The sequence below is a fragment of the Sphingobacteriaceae bacterium GW460-11-11-14-LB5 genome, assembly GCA_002151545.1.
Taxonomy (GTDB): domain Bacteria; phylum Bacteroidota; class Bacteroidia; order Sphingobacteriales; family Sphingobacteriaceae; genus Pedobacter.
The window spans coordinates 3,493,188-3,515,074 of sequence record CP021237.1; the positions used below are offsets into that span (position 1 = coordinate 3,493,188).

The 21,887-nt window shown below is 40.2% G+C and carries 17 protein-coding genes; 14 read left to right on the top strand and 3 right to left on the bottom strand.

All coding sequences use genetic code 11. The annotated features are described in order from the left end of the window. The first annotated feature begins 65 nt into the window (after window positions 1-65). The 8 genes from CA265_13880 to CA265_13915 all read left to right on the top strand — a co-directional run bounded on the left by CA265_13880 (window position 66) and on the right by CA265_13915 (window position 10,984). Window positions 66-4,301 carry a beta-ketoacyl synthase gene (locus CA265_13880; protein ID ARS40686.1) on the top strand — a complete coding sequence of 1,412 codons (4,236 nt, stop codon included), beginning with the start codon at window positions 66-68 and terminating at the stop codon, window positions 4,299-4,301. Further along, entirely contained in the window at window positions 4,289-4,585 is a 297-nt protein-coding gene (locus CA265_13885) for an acyl carrier protein (GenBank protein ARS40687.1), read from the top strand. Before CA265_13880 ends, CA265_13885 begins: the two co-directional genes overlap by 13 nt. After that, window positions 4,573-5,337, top strand: a complete 765-nt coding sequence (locus CA265_13890; GenBank protein ARS40688.1) for an alpha/beta hydrolase — start codon at window positions 4,573-4,575, stop codon at window positions 5,335-5,337. Before CA265_13885 ends, CA265_13890 begins: the two co-directional genes overlap by 13 nt. A gap of 12 nt (window positions 5,338-5,349) precedes the next feature. Further along, window positions 5,350-6,552, top strand: coding sequence for a glycosyl transferase (locus tag CA265_13895; protein ID ARS40689.1), 1,203 nt, complete (start codon window positions 5,350-5,352; stop codon window positions 6,550-6,552). 10 nt (window positions 6,553-6,562) lie between these two features. After that, a complete protein-coding gene (locus CA265_13900; GenBank protein ARS40690.1) occupies window positions 6,563-7,777 on the top strand; it encodes a glycosyl transferase in 1,215 nt (404 codons plus the stop codon). A 150-nt stretch (window positions 7,778-7,927) separates the two neighbouring features. Then, window positions 7,928-9,217, top strand: a complete 1,290-nt coding sequence (locus tag CA265_13905; protein ID ARS40691.1) for a hypothetical protein — start codon at window positions 7,928-7,930, stop codon at window positions 9,215-9,217. Further along, complete coding sequence (locus CA265_13910; GenBank protein ARS40692.1) at window positions 9,214-10,482, top strand: hypothetical protein; 1,269 nt, start codon at window positions 9,214-9,216, stop codon at window positions 10,480-10,482. The genes CA265_13905 and CA265_13910 overlap by 4 nt, the downstream gene beginning before the upstream one ends. Next, window positions 10,475-10,984 carry a hypothetical protein gene (locus CA265_13915; GenBank protein ID ARS40693.1) on the top strand — a complete coding sequence of 170 codons (510 nt, stop codon included), beginning with the start codon at window positions 10,475-10,477 and terminating at the stop codon, window positions 10,982-10,984. Before CA265_13910 ends, CA265_13915 begins: the two co-directional genes overlap by 8 nt. A gap of 423 nt (window positions 10,985-11,407) precedes the next feature. On the opposite strand, the gene CA265_13920 is transcribed toward CA265_13915, so the two are convergent. Continuing rightward, window positions 11,408-13,486 carry a hypothetical protein gene (locus CA265_13920; GenBank protein ID ARS40694.1) on the bottom strand — a complete coding sequence of 693 codons (2,079 nt, stop codon included), beginning with the start codon at window positions 13,484-13,486 and terminating at the stop codon, window positions 11,408-11,410. Window positions 13,487-13,638: 152 nt separating this feature from the next. On the opposite strand from CA265_13920, the gene CA265_13925 reads away from it, so the two are divergent. Next, window positions 13,639-14,475, top strand: a complete 837-nt coding sequence (locus CA265_13925; GenBank protein ARS40695.1) for an alpha/beta hydrolase — start codon at window positions 13,639-13,641, stop codon at window positions 14,473-14,475. A gap of 51 nt (window positions 14,476-14,526) precedes the next feature. Here CA265_13925 and CA265_13930 read toward each other — a convergent pair whose 3' ends face one another. Further along, window positions 14,527-15,309, bottom strand: coding sequence for a hypothetical protein (locus CA265_13930; GenBank protein ID ARS40696.1), 783 nt, complete (start codon window positions 15,307-15,309; stop codon window positions 14,527-14,529). A 12-nt stretch (window positions 15,310-15,321) separates the two neighbouring features. Further along, on the bottom strand, window positions 15,322-16,017 hold the full coding sequence (locus CA265_13935) for a DNA-binding response regulator (GenBank protein ID ARS42993.1): 696 nt from the start codon (window positions 16,015-16,017) through the stop codon (window positions 15,322-15,324). A 247-nt stretch (window positions 16,018-16,264) separates the two neighbouring features. On the opposite strand from CA265_13935, the gene CA265_13940 reads away from it, so the two are divergent. The 5 genes from CA265_13940 (at window position 16,265) to CA265_13960 (ending at window position 21,780) form a co-directional block, all read left to right on the top strand. Then, a complete protein-coding gene (locus CA265_13940; GenBank protein ID ARS40697.1) occupies window positions 16,265-16,885 on the top strand; it encodes a hypothetical protein in 621 nt (206 codons plus the stop codon). Window positions 16,886-17,038: 153 nt separating this feature from the next. Beyond that, a complete protein-coding gene (locus CA265_13945) occupies window positions 17,039-18,388 on the top strand; it encodes a peptidase M28 (protein ARS40698.1) in 1,350 nt (449 codons plus the stop codon). Window positions 18,389-18,432: 44 nt separating this feature from the next. Next, on the top strand, window positions 18,433-18,906 hold the full coding sequence (locus CA265_13950; protein ARS40699.1) for a TspO protein: 474 nt from the start codon (window positions 18,433-18,435) through the stop codon (window positions 18,904-18,906). 55 nt (window positions 18,907-18,961) lie between these two features. After that, window positions 18,962-21,253, top strand: a complete 2,292-nt coding sequence (locus CA265_13955) for a patatin (GenBank protein ARS42994.1) — start codon at window positions 18,962-18,964, stop codon at window positions 21,251-21,253. After that, entirely contained in the window at window positions 21,250-21,780 is a 531-nt protein-coding gene (locus tag CA265_13960; GenBank protein ARS40700.1) for a hypothetical protein, read from the top strand. The genes CA265_13955 and CA265_13960 overlap by 4 nt, the downstream gene beginning before the upstream one ends. The last annotated feature ends 107 nt before the right edge of the window (window positions 21,781-21,887 follow it).

The following is a 21,887-nucleotide window of genomic DNA, read 5'->3' on the forward strand; positions in this document are numbered from 1 at the left end:
TTAAAAATAGTTGGTACAAATAAAATTAATAGAACTAAGATTAGAAGATCCCCTAAGCGAACAAGATGAAGAAAAGCGACGTAGCAATTATTGGAATGTCATGCATTTTTCCGGGTGCGAAAGATATGCAGACCTTCTGGGAGAACATTATCAACCGGGTAGATTCTACACAAGAGGTTCCGGCCGACCGGATCGACCCTGTACATTTCGATAAAACCGTGAGCGGAGTAGATCGTTTTTATTGTAACCGTGGCGGTTTTATCCCCGATCATCAATTCGATCCGCAGCGCTTTGGCATTTTACCCTTAGCTGTTGAAGGTACTGAACCCGATCACCTGTTAACTTTAGATCTGGTTCATCAGGCGCTTGAAGATGCTTCGGTATTTGAAAAAAAATATGCCCTCGACAAAACAGGGATCATCATTGGCAAAGGCAATTATGTGGGACCTGGCGCAACACGTGCCATCGAAATTGTAAGAACAGGTGAACAGATTTCGAGTGTATTGAAAGATCTGATGCCACAACTTACCGATGCTGAAATAGAAAAAGTAAAACACGAATTTCAATTGCGTAAAGGCCGTTTCAGTGCCGACACGGCAATGGGATTAATCCCTAATTTAGTAGCTTCATTAGTAGCTAACCGCCTTAATTTAGGTGGACTGGCTTTTACTTTAGATGCCGCCTGTGCCAGTTCGCTCATCGCAGTTGATCATGGCGTGCAGGAACTGAATAGTGGCCGTTGCGATATGATTATTGCTGGCGGTGTACATCTAGGTCAGAATGCGGCTTTCTGGAGTATTTTTTCACAATTGGGCGCTTTATCCAAACAGGAAAAAATTAAACCTTTCGATCAAAACGCAGATGGCTTGATCATTGGCGAAGGTTGTGGTTTTGTAGTGCTTAAACGCCTCGAAGATGCCATCAGGGATCAGGATAAAATTTATTCAGTAATTAAAGGTGTAGGCATTAGCAGCGATGGAAGCGGAACCAGTGTAATGAGTCCATCGGTTAAAGGCCAGTTAAAAGCCATTACCGAAGCCTGGAAAAACGCAGAACTGGAAAGTAAAAATATTGGCTATTTAGAAGCCCACGGAACAGGTACGCCCCTTGGCGATAAAACTGAAGTGGAAACGTTGAAACAGTTTTTCGGTCAGGATGCAGATTTACCCAAAGCAGGTATCGGTTCAGTGAAATCGAATATTGGCCATGCCATGCCCGCAGCAGGTATTGCAGGTTTAATCAAATCGAGCCTGGCTTTATATCATGGTATTATCCCCCCTACTTTACATTGTGATGAACCTGTAACGCAATTAGCTGAAACCCGTTTTTCTGCCGTGCAAAAAGCGATAGACTGGAACCAATCGGGTTTGCCAAAACTGGCTGCCGTAAATGCATTTGGTTTTGGTGGAATTAACGCTCACGTAGTATTAACTGCTTACGATACACCTAAAAAAGATGAAGTATTGGTCATCGCAAGACCAAGCCATGAGGCTTTGATCGAATCGCTTGAAAATGGAGATTATAACATTGGAAATGGAAACTTCCGTTTAGTCTTATTTAACCCTAATCCGGAGCGGATCAAAAAAGCCTTAAAAATTGTGGCTAAAAATTCTCCCTGGAGAAATAAACAGGATATCTGGTACACCAATGCACCACTATTGGCAAACGATGGAAAAATAGCTTTTGTTTTCCCTGGTTTAGATGGACTTACAGGAGGCGAAATTAAATCGGTAGCCGATTATTTCAACATTCATATTGATGAAAACGAGAAACAAGATGGTCTTTTAAGCGAGGCCCTCCACATACTGAACAAAAGCAGTGTTTTAGATCAGGCATTAAAACAATTGGGCATCAAATCTGATATGAACGCAGGCCACAGTCTAGGCGAATGGCTGGCCGCAAGATCTTCGGAGCTGGCAGAAGAAAGTTCGGTTATGAATTTACTGAATGTGCTAAACCCTGAAACTTTTGAATTGAAAGATTCGCGTTTTATTGCCGTGGGTTGCGGTTTAGATGCACTTCAACCCATAATCGAAAGTATACCCGATTTATACCTTTCGAACGATAACTGTCCGCAACAGGTAATCCTTTGTGGAAGCAAAATCGCGCTTGACGAGCTTGTTCCGATATTAAAGGTGAAACAGATTTTTCATCAGATTTTGCCTTTCCAATCGGGTTTCCACTCGCCATTTGTGGCCGATAAACTGGGATTAATCCTCGAAGGCATGCAGGATATGCAATTCCGGAAAACGACCACACCGCTTTGGTCGGCTACCACTTTAGAAACATATCCTGAAGGTTTCGAAGCCATCCGTCAGCTAAGTGCCGAACATTTAATCAAACCGGTGCGTTTCCGCGAGCTTACCGAGAAACTATATGCAGAAGGTGCCCGTGTTTTTATTCAGGTGGGCTCAGGTGGTTTGGTCGGTTTTATTGACGATACTTTAAGGGGGAAAGAAATCAGCACCATCAGTGCCAATGTGCCGATCCGTTCGGGCATCACACAGTTGCAAAGGGTTTTGGCCGCGCTTTTTGTTGAAGGAAAAGAAATCGGCCTCAATTATTTGGGCAACATCAAATCAACACCTCCGCAAAAAAACAAAGGCATTAAACTCGAACTGGGTTCGCCGATGATCCATAACCTACAAACGCTTAAAGGTTTAACCATTAAACAGCCTCAGCCAGCACAGCCCAAAACTTTTGTGGAGGCCAAACATCCGGTTTTACAGGCTTTTAATGAGAATGTAATGGAGATGATCAACATGCAGAGCGAAATGATCGAATTGTTTGAAAATGCAGCTATACAGGTCGATCAGCCAAGCAATTGGGCGCCGGCGAAACCAATAAAACCAGTAAGGCAACCCTTTAGCAAAACACTGGATGTAAGTTTAGACAACTGTCCTTACCTCATCGATCACTCGCTATTGAGACAACCGAAGGGCTGGCCAACGGTTGAAGATATGGATCCGGTAATCCCAATGACCATGATTTTTGAAGTGTTTGCTGAAATCGCCAATGCACAATCGCCCGAAGAAAAGGTGCAGAAAATCATGAACATGCGGGTATTTCAGTGGATGAATGTAGTTAAACCTTTTCAGGAAACGGTAACCGGCGAATGGAAAGACGAACAAAGGGTTTATCTTAATTTAGAGCGCTTTGCTAATGCAGAAGTACAATTGGCGACGCACTTGAACCCTGCTCCAGCCAGATCTTTCGACATCGGAAAGTTATTGGATATCGACCGTACTTCCGCGCAGATTTACGATGCGCACATGTTCCATGGTCCGGATTATCAAGGCATCAAAAAGCTGATTGCAGTTGGTGAAAAAGGAATTACAGGCCTCATTGAAGCATCAGGCGGAAAAGGCTCATTGCTCGATAATGCGGGGCAGTTATTTGGTTTATGGCTGCAGCTCACTTTAGAGAAAGATCGGATTGCATTCCCGGTTAAAATTCAGGAAATCGAATTCTTTGGCGATATGGCCGATCAGCAAGGTACTTTCGAATGTACTTGTGTACTCACCGAAATCAACGACGAATTTGCTACTGCCGATATCGTCATGAAAAGAGACGGCATTACCTGGCTCATCATTTCAGGCTGGCAAAACCGCCGGTTGGAAATAGACGAAGCACTTTGGAACGTATCGATGTCGCCACTTCATAACCGTTTATCAGAAGAGGTTGCACCAGGCGTTTTCCTTTTCGGCAATGCTTATTCGCGCGTAGTATCGTGGGATTTTATCCTGAAAAGATATTTCAACCAGACCGAGAAGAAACACCACCAAAACCTCTTACCGAATAAAAGAAGAACCTGGATGATCAGTCGCGTGGCCGCAAAAGATGCCGTACGGAATTTACTAAATACACAGAAAAACCAGGCCTGTTACCCCATCACCTTCGAAATTTATTCCGACGAACACCGAAAACCTTACGTTAAGGGCGGTTTAACAGAAAACATTCATATCTCTATTGCACATAAAGGTACCGATGCGGTAGGCATAGCGCGTTTTAACGAACCCGTTGGGATCGATATCGAACATATTGAAGAACGGAGTGCTGGTTTCTTCGATCTTGTTTTTAACGATCATGAAATGGCCTTGCTCGAAAGCAGAGATAAAATCGAATGGGCAACCCGCTTTTGGGTAGCGAAAGAAGCCTATGGAAAATATCTGGGCAAAGGTTTACAAGGCAATCCTAAGGCTTATACTGTTGAAGAAATCAACGGAGAAGAATTACGCATCAATAACATCACAATCAAAACAATCAAACATAAAAACTATATCATCGGATGGACACTATAACTACAAAATTAAGCAGCGAAGAAATTTTCGACCTCATGAAAAAATTCATCACCGAAGTAATCGGCGAAGAGTTTGTTGAAGAAATGGATATCACTCCTGAAAGTTCTTTCACCAAGGACCTGGAAATGGATAGCATCGAAATTGTATCCTTTTCTGAAAAAATCAAAGCGCATTTTGGCGAACAGATTGATTTTACCGGCTGGTTATCTTCCATGGATTTGGATCAGCTGATCAACTTAAACTTAGGCATGATCATCTCTTACATCGAAGAATGCCAGTCATAACGGTAAACGGCAAATCGGTTCATATTCAGGAGCTCAATAAAGAAGCTGCTGAAACCATCGTTCTCGTTCACGGGATGTTTAGTAACCTGTCTGTCTATTATTTTAATATCGCGCCACTCCTGGCCACAAAATACCATGTGGTACTGTATGACTTAAAAAGTCATGGTATGAGCGAAAAGGCTTTGGAAGGATATGACCTGGAAAGCATGACCAACGATCTGTTTGCCCTAATAGAGGAATTAAACCTGCAGAAAGTGCATTTGGGCGGTTATAGTTTTGGTGGATTGATCGCTTTAAAAATGGCCATCCGTTTTCCCGAGCGCATAAACAAACTGGCCATAATTGAAGCTCCGGACCCAAATGATGATAAAACAAGAGGCATTATAGATGAATATAGCCGCGAGTTTTTAGAACATTACGTCGAAAACTTTACCGATACCACCAAAGTGAAAATGGGTAAAAGGCAAATGGAGCGCAACCACCGCATGTACGAATACCTCTTTTATCAAACTTCGATTAAAACCGACATGGAACTGGAAAAAGACTTTTTTGGCAGCACAGCGATAGCAAGCATAAAACAATCGACTTTACTGTTGTACGGTACTGATTCGAATTGTTTGAATGCAGGAAAACACCTGGATGGAATGATTGAAAATGCAGAATTAATTGCCGTTCCAGGTGATCATAATATCCCGATCCAACAACCATTAGTTATTGCTGAAGCATTATTAAACTTCTTCCTGAAAACATAAAATTAAACACACATGGCAAAATTCGTATTTGTTGTTCCTCCCCTAACCGGTCATATCAACCCTACATTGAGCATGGGTACAGCTTTGCTGGAAAGAGGCCACCGTGTAGGATGGATTACTTTAGATGAATCATTGGGCGAGAAGCTTCCCCTTGGAGGCGAATTGCTGTTGATTAGTTACGATCAAAACGACCAGCAGAAAAAAGATTCCGAAAAATACCTCGATATCATTACCAAAAAAATCGTTTACGGGATCGATAGCATCAAATTTTTGTATGAAGAAGTATTAATTCCACTCAACAGACACAGCTACGAAGGCATTGCCGATTTACTCGATCAGTTTAAGCCCGATGTGGTGATTACCGACCATCAAATGTTTGCCGGAGCCATTGCCGCAAGCAATACAAACTATCCTTATGTCACTTCGGTTACCGCCCCTGCAGCCATAAAAGTAATGGACGAGCTCCCAAAAGTGCACGAATGGGAAGTCAATCAGATTGTGGCTTTACAAAAAGAATTCGGTATCAACGCCACAGCTTCGATTGCCTGCTCCGATTTGCTAACGATGGTATTTACCTCGAGAGACTTTTTCGGAGAAATGGATTTACCAGAAAACTTCCAGTTTATTGGTCCCGTTTTTAACCGTAGAAAAAATGTAGTTCCGTTTAACTGGGACGAATTTAACGCGATAAACAAGCCTAAAATACTGGTTAGCATCGGTACCACTTTCGATCATGAGCACAAAAAGGCTTTTTTTGCTAAGGTAATCGAAGCTTTTGCTGATGAAGACCTGCATGTGGTGGTCGTTTCAGATCCGACTTTATTTGAGCAATGGCCTGCTAATTTTACCGTGCAGCGCCAGGTACCGCAACTGGAACTTTTACCTCATCTCGATGCTGTGGTTTGCCATGGCGGACACAATACCGTTTGCGAAACCCTGATGAATGGCCTGCCTATGGTGGTTATTCCAATTGCATACGATCAAAGCCATGTAGCCGGACGCGTTTTTAGGGTAGGTGCCGGAGAACGCTTAAACTTTAACCGTTTTAAAGCCAATCACCTGAAAGAAGCCGTAAACAAAGTGTTGCAAAACGACAGTTATAAAATCGCCGCAGAACAGATTAAACGATCCTTTATCGAAGCCGGCGGAACAGAAAGCGCAGCCGATTTACTGGAAACATTAAGCAACAAAACCTCAAACGTATTCATCAGTTAAATTATACATTATGTCAAAATTCCTTTTCGTTGTCCCGCCCTTTTTCGGTCATATTAGCCCAACATTAAGTATTGGCGCAAGTTTACTGGCTCGTGGCCATGAGGTAAAATGGCTGGGTATCACGCCGCTTGCTCAGGTGCACCTACCAGAGGGTGGCGAATTTATTTATCCTGAAGATGATCTGGCGGAGTGTGCTGATGAAATACAACGCATTTTAAAACGTCAGGATGATGGTCCGGCTTGTTCCGGGCCGGAGGTGATGAAACTCGCACTTGAAGAAACTTATGTGCCTTTCGCCAAAATGATGATGAAAGGACTGAACAATTTCGTTGATGCCTGGAAACCTGATGTCATCATCAACGACTGTATAACCTTCGCTGGTGCATTAAGTGCGCACTTAAAAGGCATACCATCGGTTACTACCACACCGGTACCACCTGATGTGATGGGCGATACCGCCAACAGTGCACCCAAAATATTCGAGTGGCAACAAAACCTGATTAAAGGTTTACAAAGAGAAGTGGGCATTTGCAGCGATGAGATTCATATCCATTCGCACCAGCTGAACATGGTTTTCACTTCACAAGCTTTTGCAGGTTTTGAAGAAAAACCACCGCACATGCATTTTGTTGGTCCGGTAAAAGGCCGACCAAATTTAGCCCCTTTTGATTGGGAACGTTTAAGTCAGGCCACCACGCCTAAAGTTTTTGTTTCACTGGGTACTTTATTGGTTGATATCCGTAAGGAATTCTTTCAGAAACTGATTACAGCTTTCGAAAACCAGCCCGTAACCATTGTAGCCGCAACCAATCCAGATATTTTCGAACAGTGGCCTGATAACTTCATTGTAAACGGTTTTGTTCCACAATCAGAATTAATGCCACACATGGATGCGGTAATTTGCCACGGTGGTTTCAATACCGTAAACGATACTTTCACCAATGGTTTACCGATGTTGATCACGCCAATTGCTTACGATCATTTTCATACCGCAAAATTAATCGAGCAGGCAGGTTGTGGCGTAAGCATCCGTTACAAACGATTACGCATCAGCGATTTAAGGGATACCGTTTTCGAACTTTTGGAAAATCCAAAATATCGCCATGCGGCACAAAAAATAAAAGAAACATTCATCGCAGCTGGTGGTAACGATAAAGCCGTGCAATTGCTTGAAGATTTTGCTGAGGTTCATAGAGTTGTCAACTTTGATAGCCCGTTCGCATAGAAGTTGACAACTCTGGACTTAGATAATGAAAGAGTGATCGTCATGCTGAACTCGTTTCAGCATCTTTCCTGCTATTAAGATCCTGAAATAAATTCAGGATGACGGAACGCGTAAATTCGGGATGACGAAATGTTTAAAATACTAACCTAAATGAAAAGAAAACTGCTATTTGGCGAAAGGATGTTATACGGAGATGGGAAAAGTCCGTTTAACATTGTAATACCTTTCAAAATCAGGGGAGAAATCAAAGAAGATGATTTAAGGTTTGCCTTATTTAAAATCCAGAAAAAACATCCCTGGTTAACCGCTGCAATACGTTTTGACGAAGATAAAAGGCCATGGTTTGTCACCAATCTTACCGAAAATTTTAGGATTCCTGTCCGGATTGTGGACAGATTAAATGATGAGCATTGGGAGCAGGAATCTACTTATGAGTGGAAAACCCTTTTTGATGCTACCATTGCACCACTATGCCGCATTACCTGGGTTAGAGGTAAAGCCGTATCCGAATTTTTGATGGTCTATCACCATTGCCTCTGCGATGGCACTTCGGCACTGTCGATTCTGACAGAATTGCTTCAGCTTTTGGATGATCCTGATACCGATATTGGAAAAGAAATTCCGATTATGGGCGTAAAAGATGTGATTCCGAAGAAGATCTTAAACAGCTACCGAAACAGAGCTAAAAACGGACTGATTGGCAAAATGGCCACTTTAGCACTTTGGATTATCCCGATTAAAAAAGTAGCTGTAGATCGAAAAAAAGATTTTATGCTGCACTGGAAATTTGATCAGGATTTCACTAAACAGATCATCCAGTTTTGCAAAACCAATCAGTTTACCGTAAATACTTTGTTGAGCGCTGCTGTTTTAACGGCGTTTAAAGCGGTAAGAAAAGAAAAGGCATTTAACAAAATATCGTTACCGGTTGATATCAGGAACTTTAACCCGATTATTAAAAAAGATCACATTTTTGCCTTCGGATTAATGATTGTACTTTCCCTGCTGCCAGAAAAAGACTTTATTGATAATGTGAAGGCCTTACAAAAAGATGTGAACGATAAATCAGCCAAACTGAATCCTTACAGCTTAATGATGATGATGGAAGCCTGCCATCCGGCGCTTAATAATTTTACCAATTTCTTAAAATACGGGAAATCGAGCAACGATTGTATGTTTTCAAACCTGGGTAAAATCGATATCCCATACCAATACCACAACTTCGAAGTAGAAACCATATTCAGTCCTTCGGTAATGGGACCATTGGGTAATACCACCACTATGATCGCCTCCACCTACCGCAACCAAATGGATTTTACTTTTGTGGCCAGTGAAGGCTACGTGCCATTTATTGAAGCAGAAGCCATTAAAGAAAAAGTAATATCCATCCTTAAAGAACATATTGAAAAACCAATTGAAATTTTAACCGCTACGGCATGAAAAGAAGATTAATTTTAGGAGAAAGAATCATGCATGTGGATGCTAAAACACCCTTAAACTGTGTTTTTGGCACAAAAATTTCTGGTAAAATCAGTGAAGATAACATGCACAAGGCATTGGATAAAATTCAGCAGAAACACCCGCTGCTGCAAATGAATATTGATGCTACAGGCAAAACACCCTATTTCGTAAGAAACGAAAACATCAGTAAAATACCGGTTAGAACTGCTCAACGTGTAACAGATCAGGATTGGTTAACACAATCAAAAGTAGAGTGGTATAAACTTTTTGATGCCCCAAATGAGCCATTAGCAAGGTTAGTCTGGTTAAAAGGTGAAACCGAATCAGATCTTTTGCTGGTGCTCCCACACTGTATTTGCGATGGAACTACCATTTTAAATCTAATGCGGGAGCTCATGACCCTGATTGATCATCCTGAACAAGATCTGGCGCCTTATCCCTCGTTTCTTTCTGTTCGCGATCTGCTGCCGGAAGAATTTGCAATTACTAAAGCAGCCCATTTTAAAGGGAAAATTTTTGCCGCGCTTGGCCGTTTATTTTTCTTTTTTAAAGCAACTTCTAACCATAATGTCGACCGGAGCAATTACGCTGTTCATTGGAAAATCAGTGAACAGGATACCCAAAAACTCCTGGTAAAGTGTAAGGAAGAAAACACGACTGTTCATGCGGCCATATGCGTGGCCTTTATGGAAGCTTTTAAGCAGGTACAAGGCACCAAAGCTCATGGTAAGGTAATCTGTCCGGTTGATATCAGGCGTTTTGTAGAAACCATCAAGCAGGATACCATGTTTGCCTTTGCCCCCATTGTAGAGTTAAAACTTGACCAGACGGAAAGCGATTTCTGGACAAAAACGCGAAAATTAAAAACCGATCTGGAGGCAAAAGTAGCAGAAATGAAAGTTCACGACCTGTTAAACATGAGTGAATATTTCCATTCTTCGGTAAATAAAATGATTGGTTTTTTAAAAACAACAAAGGGCACACATGATGTGACACTCAGTAACATGGGGCTTTTGAACATCACGAAAGATTATCAGCATTTTGCTATTGAAACCATTTATAGTCCTACGGTTGCTTTCCCATGGAAAAATGCCAATACCTTAGTATGCAGCACTTTTAACGGCCAGCTGGATTTCTCTTTTATGTCGAACGAATCGTTTCTGCGAGAATTTGAAGCCTGGCAGATCAAAGACCGGGCAATGGAACTGATTAAGGAAAATTTAAACGAGTTGGCCAATGTCTGATGAAGTGGAATACGATGAGCAGGCAAAAGTGTCGAACTGGCGGAAATTTGTGCGCAAAAACCTGCTTTTACACCTTATCCCAAACACGGTATTGAATACCGTGGTACCCTATTTTGCTTTTAAAGCGCAAAATTCAGTTCACTTATTTAGCGGGGAGCAAAATCTGGCCAGGTTTTTATTGCCCATGTCGTTATTGCTGCCGTTTATGATTACACTTGATATTTTGAAGAAAATAAAAGAGCTGCAGCATTCAGGCGCTATAAATTATAAGATAGATGAAAAAATTACAGGCTATCCTTTTATATTAAAAAAAGCAGGCTTAAATGGCTTGTATAGCATTTTGGCTGTATTTGCATTGATGCTTACACTCCATTTCTCTTTCCCTAAAAATCACGATTTCGGGATTACCCCATCTGCAGTATGTGCAGGATTACTGGCGGGTTTATATTCCATTACCTTTTTCTACCTCGCCATTAGAAGGTTTAAGATTGATGCGGTATAGTGTTGATATCGTCCTCGTTTGAACGAGGACGATCATAACCAAATAGTCCTCGTTTGTAACGAGGATTAGCGAGACGTGCATTTGCAATGCACAAAGAGAAAACAATCGCGATAAAATCGCCTTTCCCGTTCGTCCTCGTTTCAAACGAGGACGATGATTGTGATGGTTTTCTGAACACAAGCCTTTATTAATAGCCCTGATGGCAGCGGATCCCGATTTAAGCACTAGTTTTTACTTTTTTATTGTGTGCCTGCTTGTTTCACAGGTTTCTTCGGGAGCAGCGTACAGCAGGACCGAACCGCTCCTATACATTACAGGCATTGCGCTCCAAAAAAAACAAAATTCACTTGGGATGACAAATTGTATAATTTTTTGTGTTTCATCGCTTAGAGATTCTTCGCTACGCTCAGAATGACATTAAAACTACTCCAGCCAAACCATTTGCGTAAAAGCACCATTGGTTGCAATATCCCAGGCCTCTACCCTTACCCATTTACGGCCCTTTAAATTGATTGGCCAACTGAAATCCTTTTTGCCAAAAGCCTGGGTAGCATTCAAATTAATGCGGTTGCGGTAAACCTTCGCTCCATCACCCGATACTATTTCGACAAAACTTAAGGGAAATGTCCAGTTGAGCTGCATGTTTACCATCGTTTTACCAGATTGGTCAATTTTTAACGTCTCTCCTGCACCTTTACCATTAATGTTGAATGTTGGAATTAATACCTCTCCAGTAGAGACAAAAAACTTTCCTTGCTGCATTACATCTAAAACAGGCTGCCAGCCATCAGCATAATTTGGCACCTTGTCTAGCTGTAAATAATTCACATTTAAGTGTGCATACATTTCATTTTGTTCGGTTATGGTAAAGATGTCGGCTTCAGAAATGACATGTTTTTTTAATCCCCAATTGGCCATATCATCCATCAGGTTTAGTACTCTTTTACTCAATGTTGGCAACGAAAGATCGCCGGGAATGGCTTTCCAGGCTGCTCCCATAAAAGTCTCCGATTTAAAAAAGTCTTCTTCTTTATATTTGTCCGGATAACCTGTTGATGCTTTTGTTCTGGCATGGGCAGTCCAGGCTAAACCATGTTCTTGTTCCAATAGTTTAAGCATTTCTGCTTTATCGTTAATGTGGTAAACTTTACCATATTTCGGATCGTTCGTTTCGAAAGGCATATCGCTTTTTCTCGACATCACCCAATAAACTGGTTTAGGAAAAAATGCCAGCCAATGTCCGCCGTAAAAATTATTGGCTTCTTCTCCCGGTAACAATAAAAAATTAGGGTCAGATAACCTTTTGGTTTGTTTAAACAAGGCATCTAATTCCTTTAAACGAACTGAATCTGGCCCTTTGGGATGGCCTGGTCCGTGAAATTCGGCAAGCTTAACAATATTTAAACCTGCTTTTTTCAATACCTCAACAAATTCGGGCTTTTCCGGAACGGCTTTTCCGCTCAGCACTATATCCGAAATAAACTCATTGTGGAAATGGCTCGCCATGGTTTTATAACCTGCCAAGGGCACATAGGTATCGTTATGCGTAAACTTTTTAACTTTTGCTAAAGCTGTATTTGCCGTTCCGCCGCTCAATAAACAGAAAAAGTTAAGGCGCTGCTGGGTATTTGGTGGCGCATTAAACCAAGGCACATAACGTTTATCTCCCAAAGGATCCTGGCGAATACCGATTCCAAAATCGGGAATCAAATTTAAGTAGTTGCTTCCTTTCCAGGTAAATTTTAGGTTAAAAGCTTCATCCAAAGGATAGAAATATTGATGTGGAGCAGGAAAAACAGCCAAACTTCCTCCGGTATTTTCGCCAATAACCGTGCGGTATTTTACTTCCAGGTTTTTAGCTGGATCTGTTTTAACAGCTTTCTCCCGCTGCAGAGCACCTTGCACATCGCTCCATGCAATATTGGTCCAGGCGTCTTTTTTGCTCGTCAAGCCGGCATCGTACAAAATAGCAGTTGAGTCTTTTGGGGTAGATACCACAGCAGCTACATTAAACAAAGGGCTTCCATTGTAAAGAGTTATTTCTAAAGCACCGCTAAATGTTTCGCACTGAACGCCATTGATTCTCACCACAGTTTGTGACCCCTTCGTAGAAACACTGGCTGCTCCTTTTTCGAACTTTACAACATTTGTGGTATATGGCCTTGTTGGAACGCGGTCGAAAAACACATCCCAGCCCCCACTGGCCGGACTTAAGGTACGTTTGCCTATTCTCAGCACAAATGCAGGGTCGAGATTAGCTGCAACTTCTTTAAAGCTGCCTTGTTTACCTAACAACAAACGTTTGAATAAGGGTTTGGAACGATCAAGATCTAAAATCATTTTACCTAAGGATCCTTTACCAGCCGGCCAGGTAAGCACAATTTCTTTCTGACTGGAAGAAACGGTAGCGCCGTTGGTTTTAAATGCTTTTAGGTTTACCTGGCTTTGTGCGTAAAATGCTGAAAAGCATAATATCAATAATATAGAAATACTGTTTCTCATACAACTTAATCGTTTTAGTTAGATATATCGCAAGATAACAATTAAGTGCAAAACATAAAATATTCGGTGATCAGTGCATTTCGTTCATTATTTATTTTTTAAAAAAAACAAATAATATTACTTAACTTAATATAGAATTAAAACCAAACATTTTGCATCCAATACTCATCAGAAATAACGTAAAAATCCTGGGCGAAGGTAACCAGGTAATTGTGTTTGCCCACGGCTTCGGCTGTGCGCAAAGTTCCTGGAAATTTATTACAGATGCTTTTCTTCAAGATTACAAAGTAATACTGTTTGATTATGTTGGATCGGGTGATTCGGACCTAAGCCAATACGACCAACGAAAATATGCTACACTCGAAGGATATGCCTGTGATATAATCGACATTATAGAAGCGCTTGATTTGACCAACATTATATTTGTCGGGCACTCCGTAAGCAGTATGATAGGCATGATTGCCGCACTACAAATGCCAGAAGTATTTAAAAAACTAATTTTTATCGGTCCTTCGCCAAGATATTTAAATGATCATGATTATATCGGTGGATTTAATGCAGCAGATATTGAAACCATATTTGAGCACATAGCCGATGATTACATTGCCTGGAGCAAACAATTGGCACCAGTGGTGATGGATAGCCCTTTAAAACCTGAACTGGCTGATTTTTTACAGGAATGTTTTGAAGCTACCGACCCAAGTGTGGCGCTGGCCTTTGCAATGGCTACCTTTAAGGCTGATTATAGAGACAAATTAAAAAACCTCGAAGTGCCAAGTCTTACCCTGCAAAGTTCGAACGATATCATGGCGCCGTTATCGGTAGGCGAATTTATCCATAAAAATACACCAGATAATTTTTTGGTTGTGATGAAAGCCACAGGACACTTTCCGCACATTAGCGAACCTGAAGAAACCATAAGAGAGATAAAAGATTTTATTGAGGATATCAGTTTAAAAGCAGCATCAGATCACCTGTATGCTTCCTGAAAATTTTCATATATCAATAACTAAAACCTTATAACTAAGAAAAAGCACAGGTTATTGTTCTAAAAACACCTGTGCCTCTTCTTTGGCCTTTTCGCAGATCATGGCAATCAATTCTACCCGATACCGGTATTGATCGCTAGTTAAATCATCATCCTCAATGGCTTGCAGGTGTGCGCTTAATTTAGGTCCTAAACCCATCACATAAATGGTTGAAAGCATTTTATGTGCAATACGTTTTAGTTTTTCATAGTCCCCGGCGACCAAACAATTATTTAAATCATTAATTTCTTCTGAAACAATTTCAATGAATTTTTCTGTTATTTCCTTTTCGTAAGCAATATCTCCCATGCTTATTTCTTTCAGATAACCTAAATCAATAGCCTTATAACCCTCTACCTCATGTTTAACCTGAATATTTTTGGTCGACAATACCTCATCCGGTAAAAAATGGGTTAAAACACCCACCAGCTCAATTCGCGAGATTGGTTTAGTAAAACAGCCATCTAATCCTGCATTAAAACATTTTGCTTTTAGCTCCTCTAAATCTTTTTCTATTATGGCTACAATTGAAACATCAGACGGCGAACCGGCCCTTATTTTCTGTACAATATTAAACGAATCATCTTCCAACAGGTTGGCAGCAATCAAAATTAGCCTGCAGGGATAATCTGCTAAAATTTTGATCGCCTCGTTAGTATTCGAGGCTATCGCAAAACGAACATCGTATTCTTTAAGATAATCTGATAAGTTTTTTTGATCCATTGCCTGATCATCCACAACTAAAACGTCAACTATGCTGTTCAACTCCTGATCGTTTGTTTTATTCTCTTTCATCAATTGCTTTGGTTATAATATCTGTATTCTCTTATTCAGGATCATTTTATACGCGTCGGATACGGGGACGAAATTTTTATGCATAATCAAAGTATTCCCTTCAACCGTATCTATTTTGCCTACATTGATAATGAACGAACGATGTACACGCAAAAAAGTCTGTCCGGGCAGCTTGTCTTCAATAGATTTTAAAGAAGAGTGTACAGAATATACTTTTTCATTTAAGTAAATCTTTACATAGTCGCCTTTGGCCTCCAGATAATTAATATCGTCTAGTTTAATACGCCTGATTACACCGGAATCCCTGATAAAAACAAAATCGTCTTGCTGGTTATTCAAAAATAAGTTTTGGATGTTATGAATTTCCTTTGCCTTATTTATGGCGATTAAAAACCGGTCTGGGGTGATCGGTTTGGTAATAAAGTCAACAACATTCAAATCAAACGCAGTGGCCGCATAATCTTTTTTAGAAGTAATAAATATAATCAGCGGACGTGTATCACCCAGGCCTTTAACCAGCTCTATCCCTGATATGCCCGGCATCTCGATATCAAGCAAGAGTAAGTCTATTTTATGAACGGCTAAATTTCGATAAGCCTCGGCGGCATTTTCGCATTCAGCAATCAATTTTAAAGCTGGATCAACCTGCAAAAGGTGGCTTACTACCCGCCTGGCGATTACATGATCATCAACTATTAAACAATTCATTACTATGGGATTATCGTTGTAATTAAAACTAAGCATAACCTGCAGGAATATTTTGATAAATAAATAATGAACAAAATGAATAAAATCTATATTTGTAGAAAATTTTCCCCATTTTCAACGCGCGCATTGCCCCATTCGTCTAGGTTTTTTGCCTTTCTAAAGACTAGATATAGTCAAAACAAACATCCAGGAGTAGATTTGTATAGTATTTAACAGCAATCGTCAATCATAAAAAATAAAAAACAAAATGAACAAAATTAGAACAATCGCATTCGCTACATTAAGTATCCTATCCGTTTACAGTGCGAAAGCGCAAAACTTTAAGGAGCCTGTTAGCTATAAACTTAAGAATGGCATGAATATCATTATTTCGGAAAATGAACGTTCGCCAAAGGCATATTCGAGCTTCACCTTAGATACTAAAGCCTTTGAAGGCAAAAAAGATGGTATAGTGGAGTTGTTAAATGCCGTGTTAAACGAAAACGTAAGCAAAAACGCAAATATTAGCTTTAAGGATAACAGCGGTAAACTGGCTACATCAAATGCTGATCTGGATAAAGACCTGGCAACAATGGCTTCGGTTATTCAACATGCCAATTTCGATCAAAAAACTTTTAATACCGCTAAAGCAAAATTAATTGCCAGTATAAAATTGCAGGATTACGATTACGACCAAACGGTAAATGAAAATTCGATTAATGCATTAACCCTGGCCGATGTAAAAAACTTTTACAGCCAGATTTCTCCGGAAAAAACCTTTTTAACCATTGCAGGTGATGTTGAATTAAATACAGCCAAAGCATCAGCTAAAAAAGCTTTTGGCAACTGGAACCGGACACAAGAACTTGCATTAACTGTGGCAAGGTAATATTAAAATTAAATTCAGGTCCTTTGATTAATTTCAAAGGGCTTTTTTTATGCCCAAAATGTTACAAGTGATTGGGCTTTAACTATCCGTATTCAAGGAATCATTCAATATATTCGCTTGAAATAAAATCATCATTTCTGAAAAAAAAGATATATGAAAAAATTCTCTATACCCCTACTTTTTGTTGCTTTAAGTTTATCTCTGCAGGCTCAGATTGTGGTTAACCGAAATCAGGATATTGATAAAATGGTTAAGGCCGTCAACCAGGATTCTCTAAAATCGTATATCAGTAAAATGGTTTCATTCGGAACAAGAAATACGCTCAGTGATATTAAAAGCAAAACAAAAGGAATTGGAGCGGCCAGAAACTGGGTGCTGAATAAATTTAATCAGTTTGCAAAACAAAGCGATGGCAGGCTTACCGCATACCTCGATACCATTACTTTTAAACCTGATGGCAAAAGAGTAGACCAGCCTACCCTTTTGGGCAATGCTGTAGCCATACTGAAAGGCACTGATGTAAACGATAAACGCGTTTATGTGGTGAGCGGGCACCTCGATAGCCGTGTTACCGATGTAATGAACAGAACCAGTAATGCGCCAGGTGCCAATGATGATGGCAGTGGCGTTGCAGGGGTAATTGAGGCTGCAAGGATTATGAGTCAGTATAAATTTTCAGCAACCATAATTTTTGTAGCGGTGAGTGGCGAAGAACAATCTTTATTAGGCTCTGGTTTTATGGCTGCAAAAGCAAAAAAAGAAAACTGGAATGTAGATGCCATGTTAAACAATGATATGATTGGCAGCAACAACAGTAGCGAAACACAAATCATCGATAATACCAGGTTACGCGTATTTAGCGAAGGTTTACCCAGCTTCGACCTGGATAAAAATGCAAAAAGCATCCGTCAGTTTGGTTTAGAGAATGATGGTAAAAGCCGTCAGTTGGCACGATATGTTAAAGAAATCGGCGAGCGTTATGTAGATCAGTTGGAAGTTAAGTTAATTTACAGAAACGACAGGTTCCTCCGCGGCGGAGACCATACCCCATTCGTAGAAAATGGATTTACTGCAGTGCGCATCACTGAAATGAACGAAAACTTCGATCACCAGCACCAGGACCTTAGAACGGAGAAAGGTATTAAATACGGCGACCTTCAGGAATTTATGGATTTCGAATATTTACGTAAAAATACAGGTGTAAATATTGCTGTTTTGGCCAATCTGGCTAAAGCCCCATCAAGTCCTACAGAAGTAAAAGTTGATGTCAAAAACCTGAGTAACGCTACCTTTTTATACTGGAAAGCACCTGCTAATGGTAGTGTAAAGGGTTATTATGTTTTAATGCGCGAAACCAGCAGCGCCGTTTGGGAAAAGAAATTTTTCACCTCATCCACCGAATTAAGATTGCCTTACAGTAAAGACAATTATTTATTTGCCGTTCAAAGTATCGGAAATGACGATACTGAAAGCCTGCCGGTAGTGCCGGGTATTGGCAGATGATAAAACATTTAGGGTTTGCCGTTGTTTAAATCCAAATTTAGCGTATGAAATTTAAACCTTTAGCTTTTATTGTTAATATTGCCATCACACTGGGGGTTGGTGCTTTAGGAGGCTGGGCAACCGCCCAATCGGTTAAAACCTGGTACCCCACATTAAACAAACCATCCTTTAATCCACCAAACTGGCTTTTTGCACCCGTTTGGACGACACTTTATGTCCTTATTGGCATCGCTGCTTATCTGGTATGGATCAGGCGCGATAAAATTGTTCATTTCCCACGAACAGTTGCGATTTACCTTATCCAGTTAATTTTAAATCTAGGCTGGTCATTTATTTTCTTTTACCTGCATGAGATAGGCTTTGCCCTGGCCGAAATTATTTTATTGTTGATTGTCATTGTGGTTAATGCATCCATGTTCTATAAAATAAACAAATGGGCAGGTTTAATATTTATCCCCTACATCCTTTGGGTAACTTTTGCATCATTTTTAACGTACAACATTTTCATATTGAATTAATTTTAAAAGAAAACCCTATTTTTAGGAAGTGGTAACTTTTAAAAGATCTTTGCTGATACTCTTCGTTCTGTGCTGTAACCAATTGCAGGCGCAAAAGGTAGGTCTTGTGTTTAGCGGTGGTGGTGCAAAAGGATTGGCGCACATTGGCACCTTAAAGGCGCTGGAAGAAAACCACATCCCTATCGATTACATTACAGGCACATCGATGGGTGGCATTGTTGGTGCCATGTATGCCGCAGGTTATAGCCCTGCAGAGATAGAAAAAATTGCACTGAGCAACGACTTCCAAAATTGGGTAAATGGTCGATACACCAGCGATTACACCTATTACTTCCAGAAAAATGCGCCCAATGCTTCTATGCTTACTGCAAAAGTGGCTATTGATACGGGTTTTCATTTTAGTTTCCGTTCTAACCTGATTAACGATATCCCGTTAAATTTTGCTTTTCTTGAGCTCTTTTCGCAGGCTTCTGCTGTTTCTAAAGATAATTTCGATAATCTTTTTGTTCCCTATCGCTGTATGGTGGCAGATGTGCTTTCGCAAAAAAGTATCACCGTAAGCAAGGGGAGTTTAGCCGAAGCAGTAAGGGCAACCATGACGGTTCCGATCATCTATCGTCCGATTAAATTAGACGGAAAATATGTTTTTGACGGGGGCCTGTACAATAATTTCCCTGCCGATGTAATGGAAAGAGATTTTAAACCTGATTTCGTTATCGGCGCCAATGTTTCGTCAAAAACCTACAACGAATATCCTAAAAACATCGACGATCGTTTAATGAACCGCTTTTTGGTCTACATGTTTCTTTCCAAATCAGATTCTACCATGATCGGAAAAAACGGTGTATACATCCAACCCAATTTAGCTACTTATAGTGTAACTAATTTTGCTCCGGTAGAAGAACTGATCAAAAAAGGCTATGATGCAACAATAGCCGATATGCCAAGAATTAAAGCGTTAATCAGCAAAAGGGTGAGTGACGAAGAACTGGCAAAAAGAAGGGAAAAATTTAATGCAAAAAAACCAGATTTAAAATTCAGCAACATCATCGTAACAGGCGTAAACAGCCAGCAAAAAAAATATGTAGAAAGGCTTTTTAAGAGCGATAAAGTTAGTTTTAACCTACAAGACATTAAACGTGGGTATTATAAACTGGTTGCCGATCAAACTTTCGAAACGGTATATCCTAAAATCTCTTATCAGGCGGCAACAGACAGTTATACTTTTGAGGTGGTTGCACAGCCCAAAAAGAGTTTCAAACTCGAATTAGGCGGCAATATCTCTACAAGACCCATCAGCAATGTTTTTTTGGGCGCTCAGTACAATTACCTCAACCGTAAATCTTACACTTTTGGAACCAGCTTTTACTCCGGCCGTTTTTACGAATCGGTACAGGTAAATGGCCGGGTAGATTATCCAACCAGGCTACCCTTATTTTTGGCGGCCGAGTTAACCTATAATCACTGGAATTTCTATAATACCAGCCAGATCTTTATCGAAAACCCACGCCCCATTTACATCGAACAATCCGACCGTAAGATTGATCTCATGATGGGAATGCCTTTAAATTACAACACCAAAATTGTGCTCCACGCTACATTTATCAACAACAATGACCGTTACAGCCCAAACAATACCTTTGCCGTAGGCGATTTATTAGATCAAACCATATTTAATGGCTTCAGAGGTTCTTTAAACTTTGAAAAAAACTCGCTGAACAGAAAACAATATGCCACCAATGGGCAAAGCTTTTCGCTAAGTTTTAACTATACTACAGGTCGCGAAAATTATAATCCTGGTAATATTTTCCGCAATACCCCAGGTTTTGTGAAAATTCCCGGCAGTAGCCGGCTGCATCAATGGGGCAGCATTAAGCTCACTCAGGAAAACTACTTTTTACACCTTAAAAAATATACTTTGGGTTATATTATTGAAGGTGTTATTTCAAACCAACCCTTATTTAGCAATTATTACGCAACACTTTTAACCGCTCCGGCCTTCTACCCCCTGCAAGATAGCCGCTCGTTATTTCTGGATAAGTTTAGGGCAACTACCTATGCCGCCGGCGGCATAAAAAACATTTATAATGTTAAAAAAAATCTAGACTTTAGATTAGAAGGTTATTTATTTTTACCGCATAAAGAGTTTGAGCTGAATAATTTCCAGGATATAAATTATGCAAAGCCCATTACAAAAATACGCTATGCAGGTACTGCTGACCTGGTTTATCACTCACCGCTGGGGCCGGTTAGCCTAAGTTATAATTTATATAATGATGCTGTTAAAAGAAATGGTGTATTATTGCATATCGGTTATTTAATTTACAATAAACGTTCTATCGAATGAAACGAATCTTACTCATGCTTTCGCTGTGCTTAATCGGGCTTTTCAGCTTTGCACAAACCGCAGCAATCAATAATTTTCTGGTAAAAGAGAATTTGCTTAAAAACAATAAGCTGGCCATTATAGCTGCCGATTCGTTAAACAACCCCAACGAAAATATAAACGGAACCTATACTTTTAGCGTAAGTGGTTTTACACAGGTATTAAAATTTAACGATGGCATAGCCGTGTTACCTTTACCAATTGATAAATCTACCTTCGTATATATTAAACATCAAAACGACTCCGGCACACACAGCAAACTGGTGTACGTGTATAAAAAAGATACCGATTTAAGTCCGTACGCCATAAATAGTTTATGGCTTTTCATCATTCCCATTATACTCGTTATTATTGCCTTTGCCTTCCGCAAGCTGATCATATTTGTGGTCATTATATTTTTGGTATTCGTGTATTTTAACCATAGTAATGGCTTAAACCTTTCTACCTTTTTCGAAAGTATATTTGATGGGTTAAAGAATTTGATTTGATGTAAGGAGAAAAGAGTTGTCAACTCTTATAGCTTGGTTCCCTCGCCAAAATCGTCATTTCAAGGCTGGGCTAGCGCGAACCGAAGCAACCTTTCCCTATAAATTTA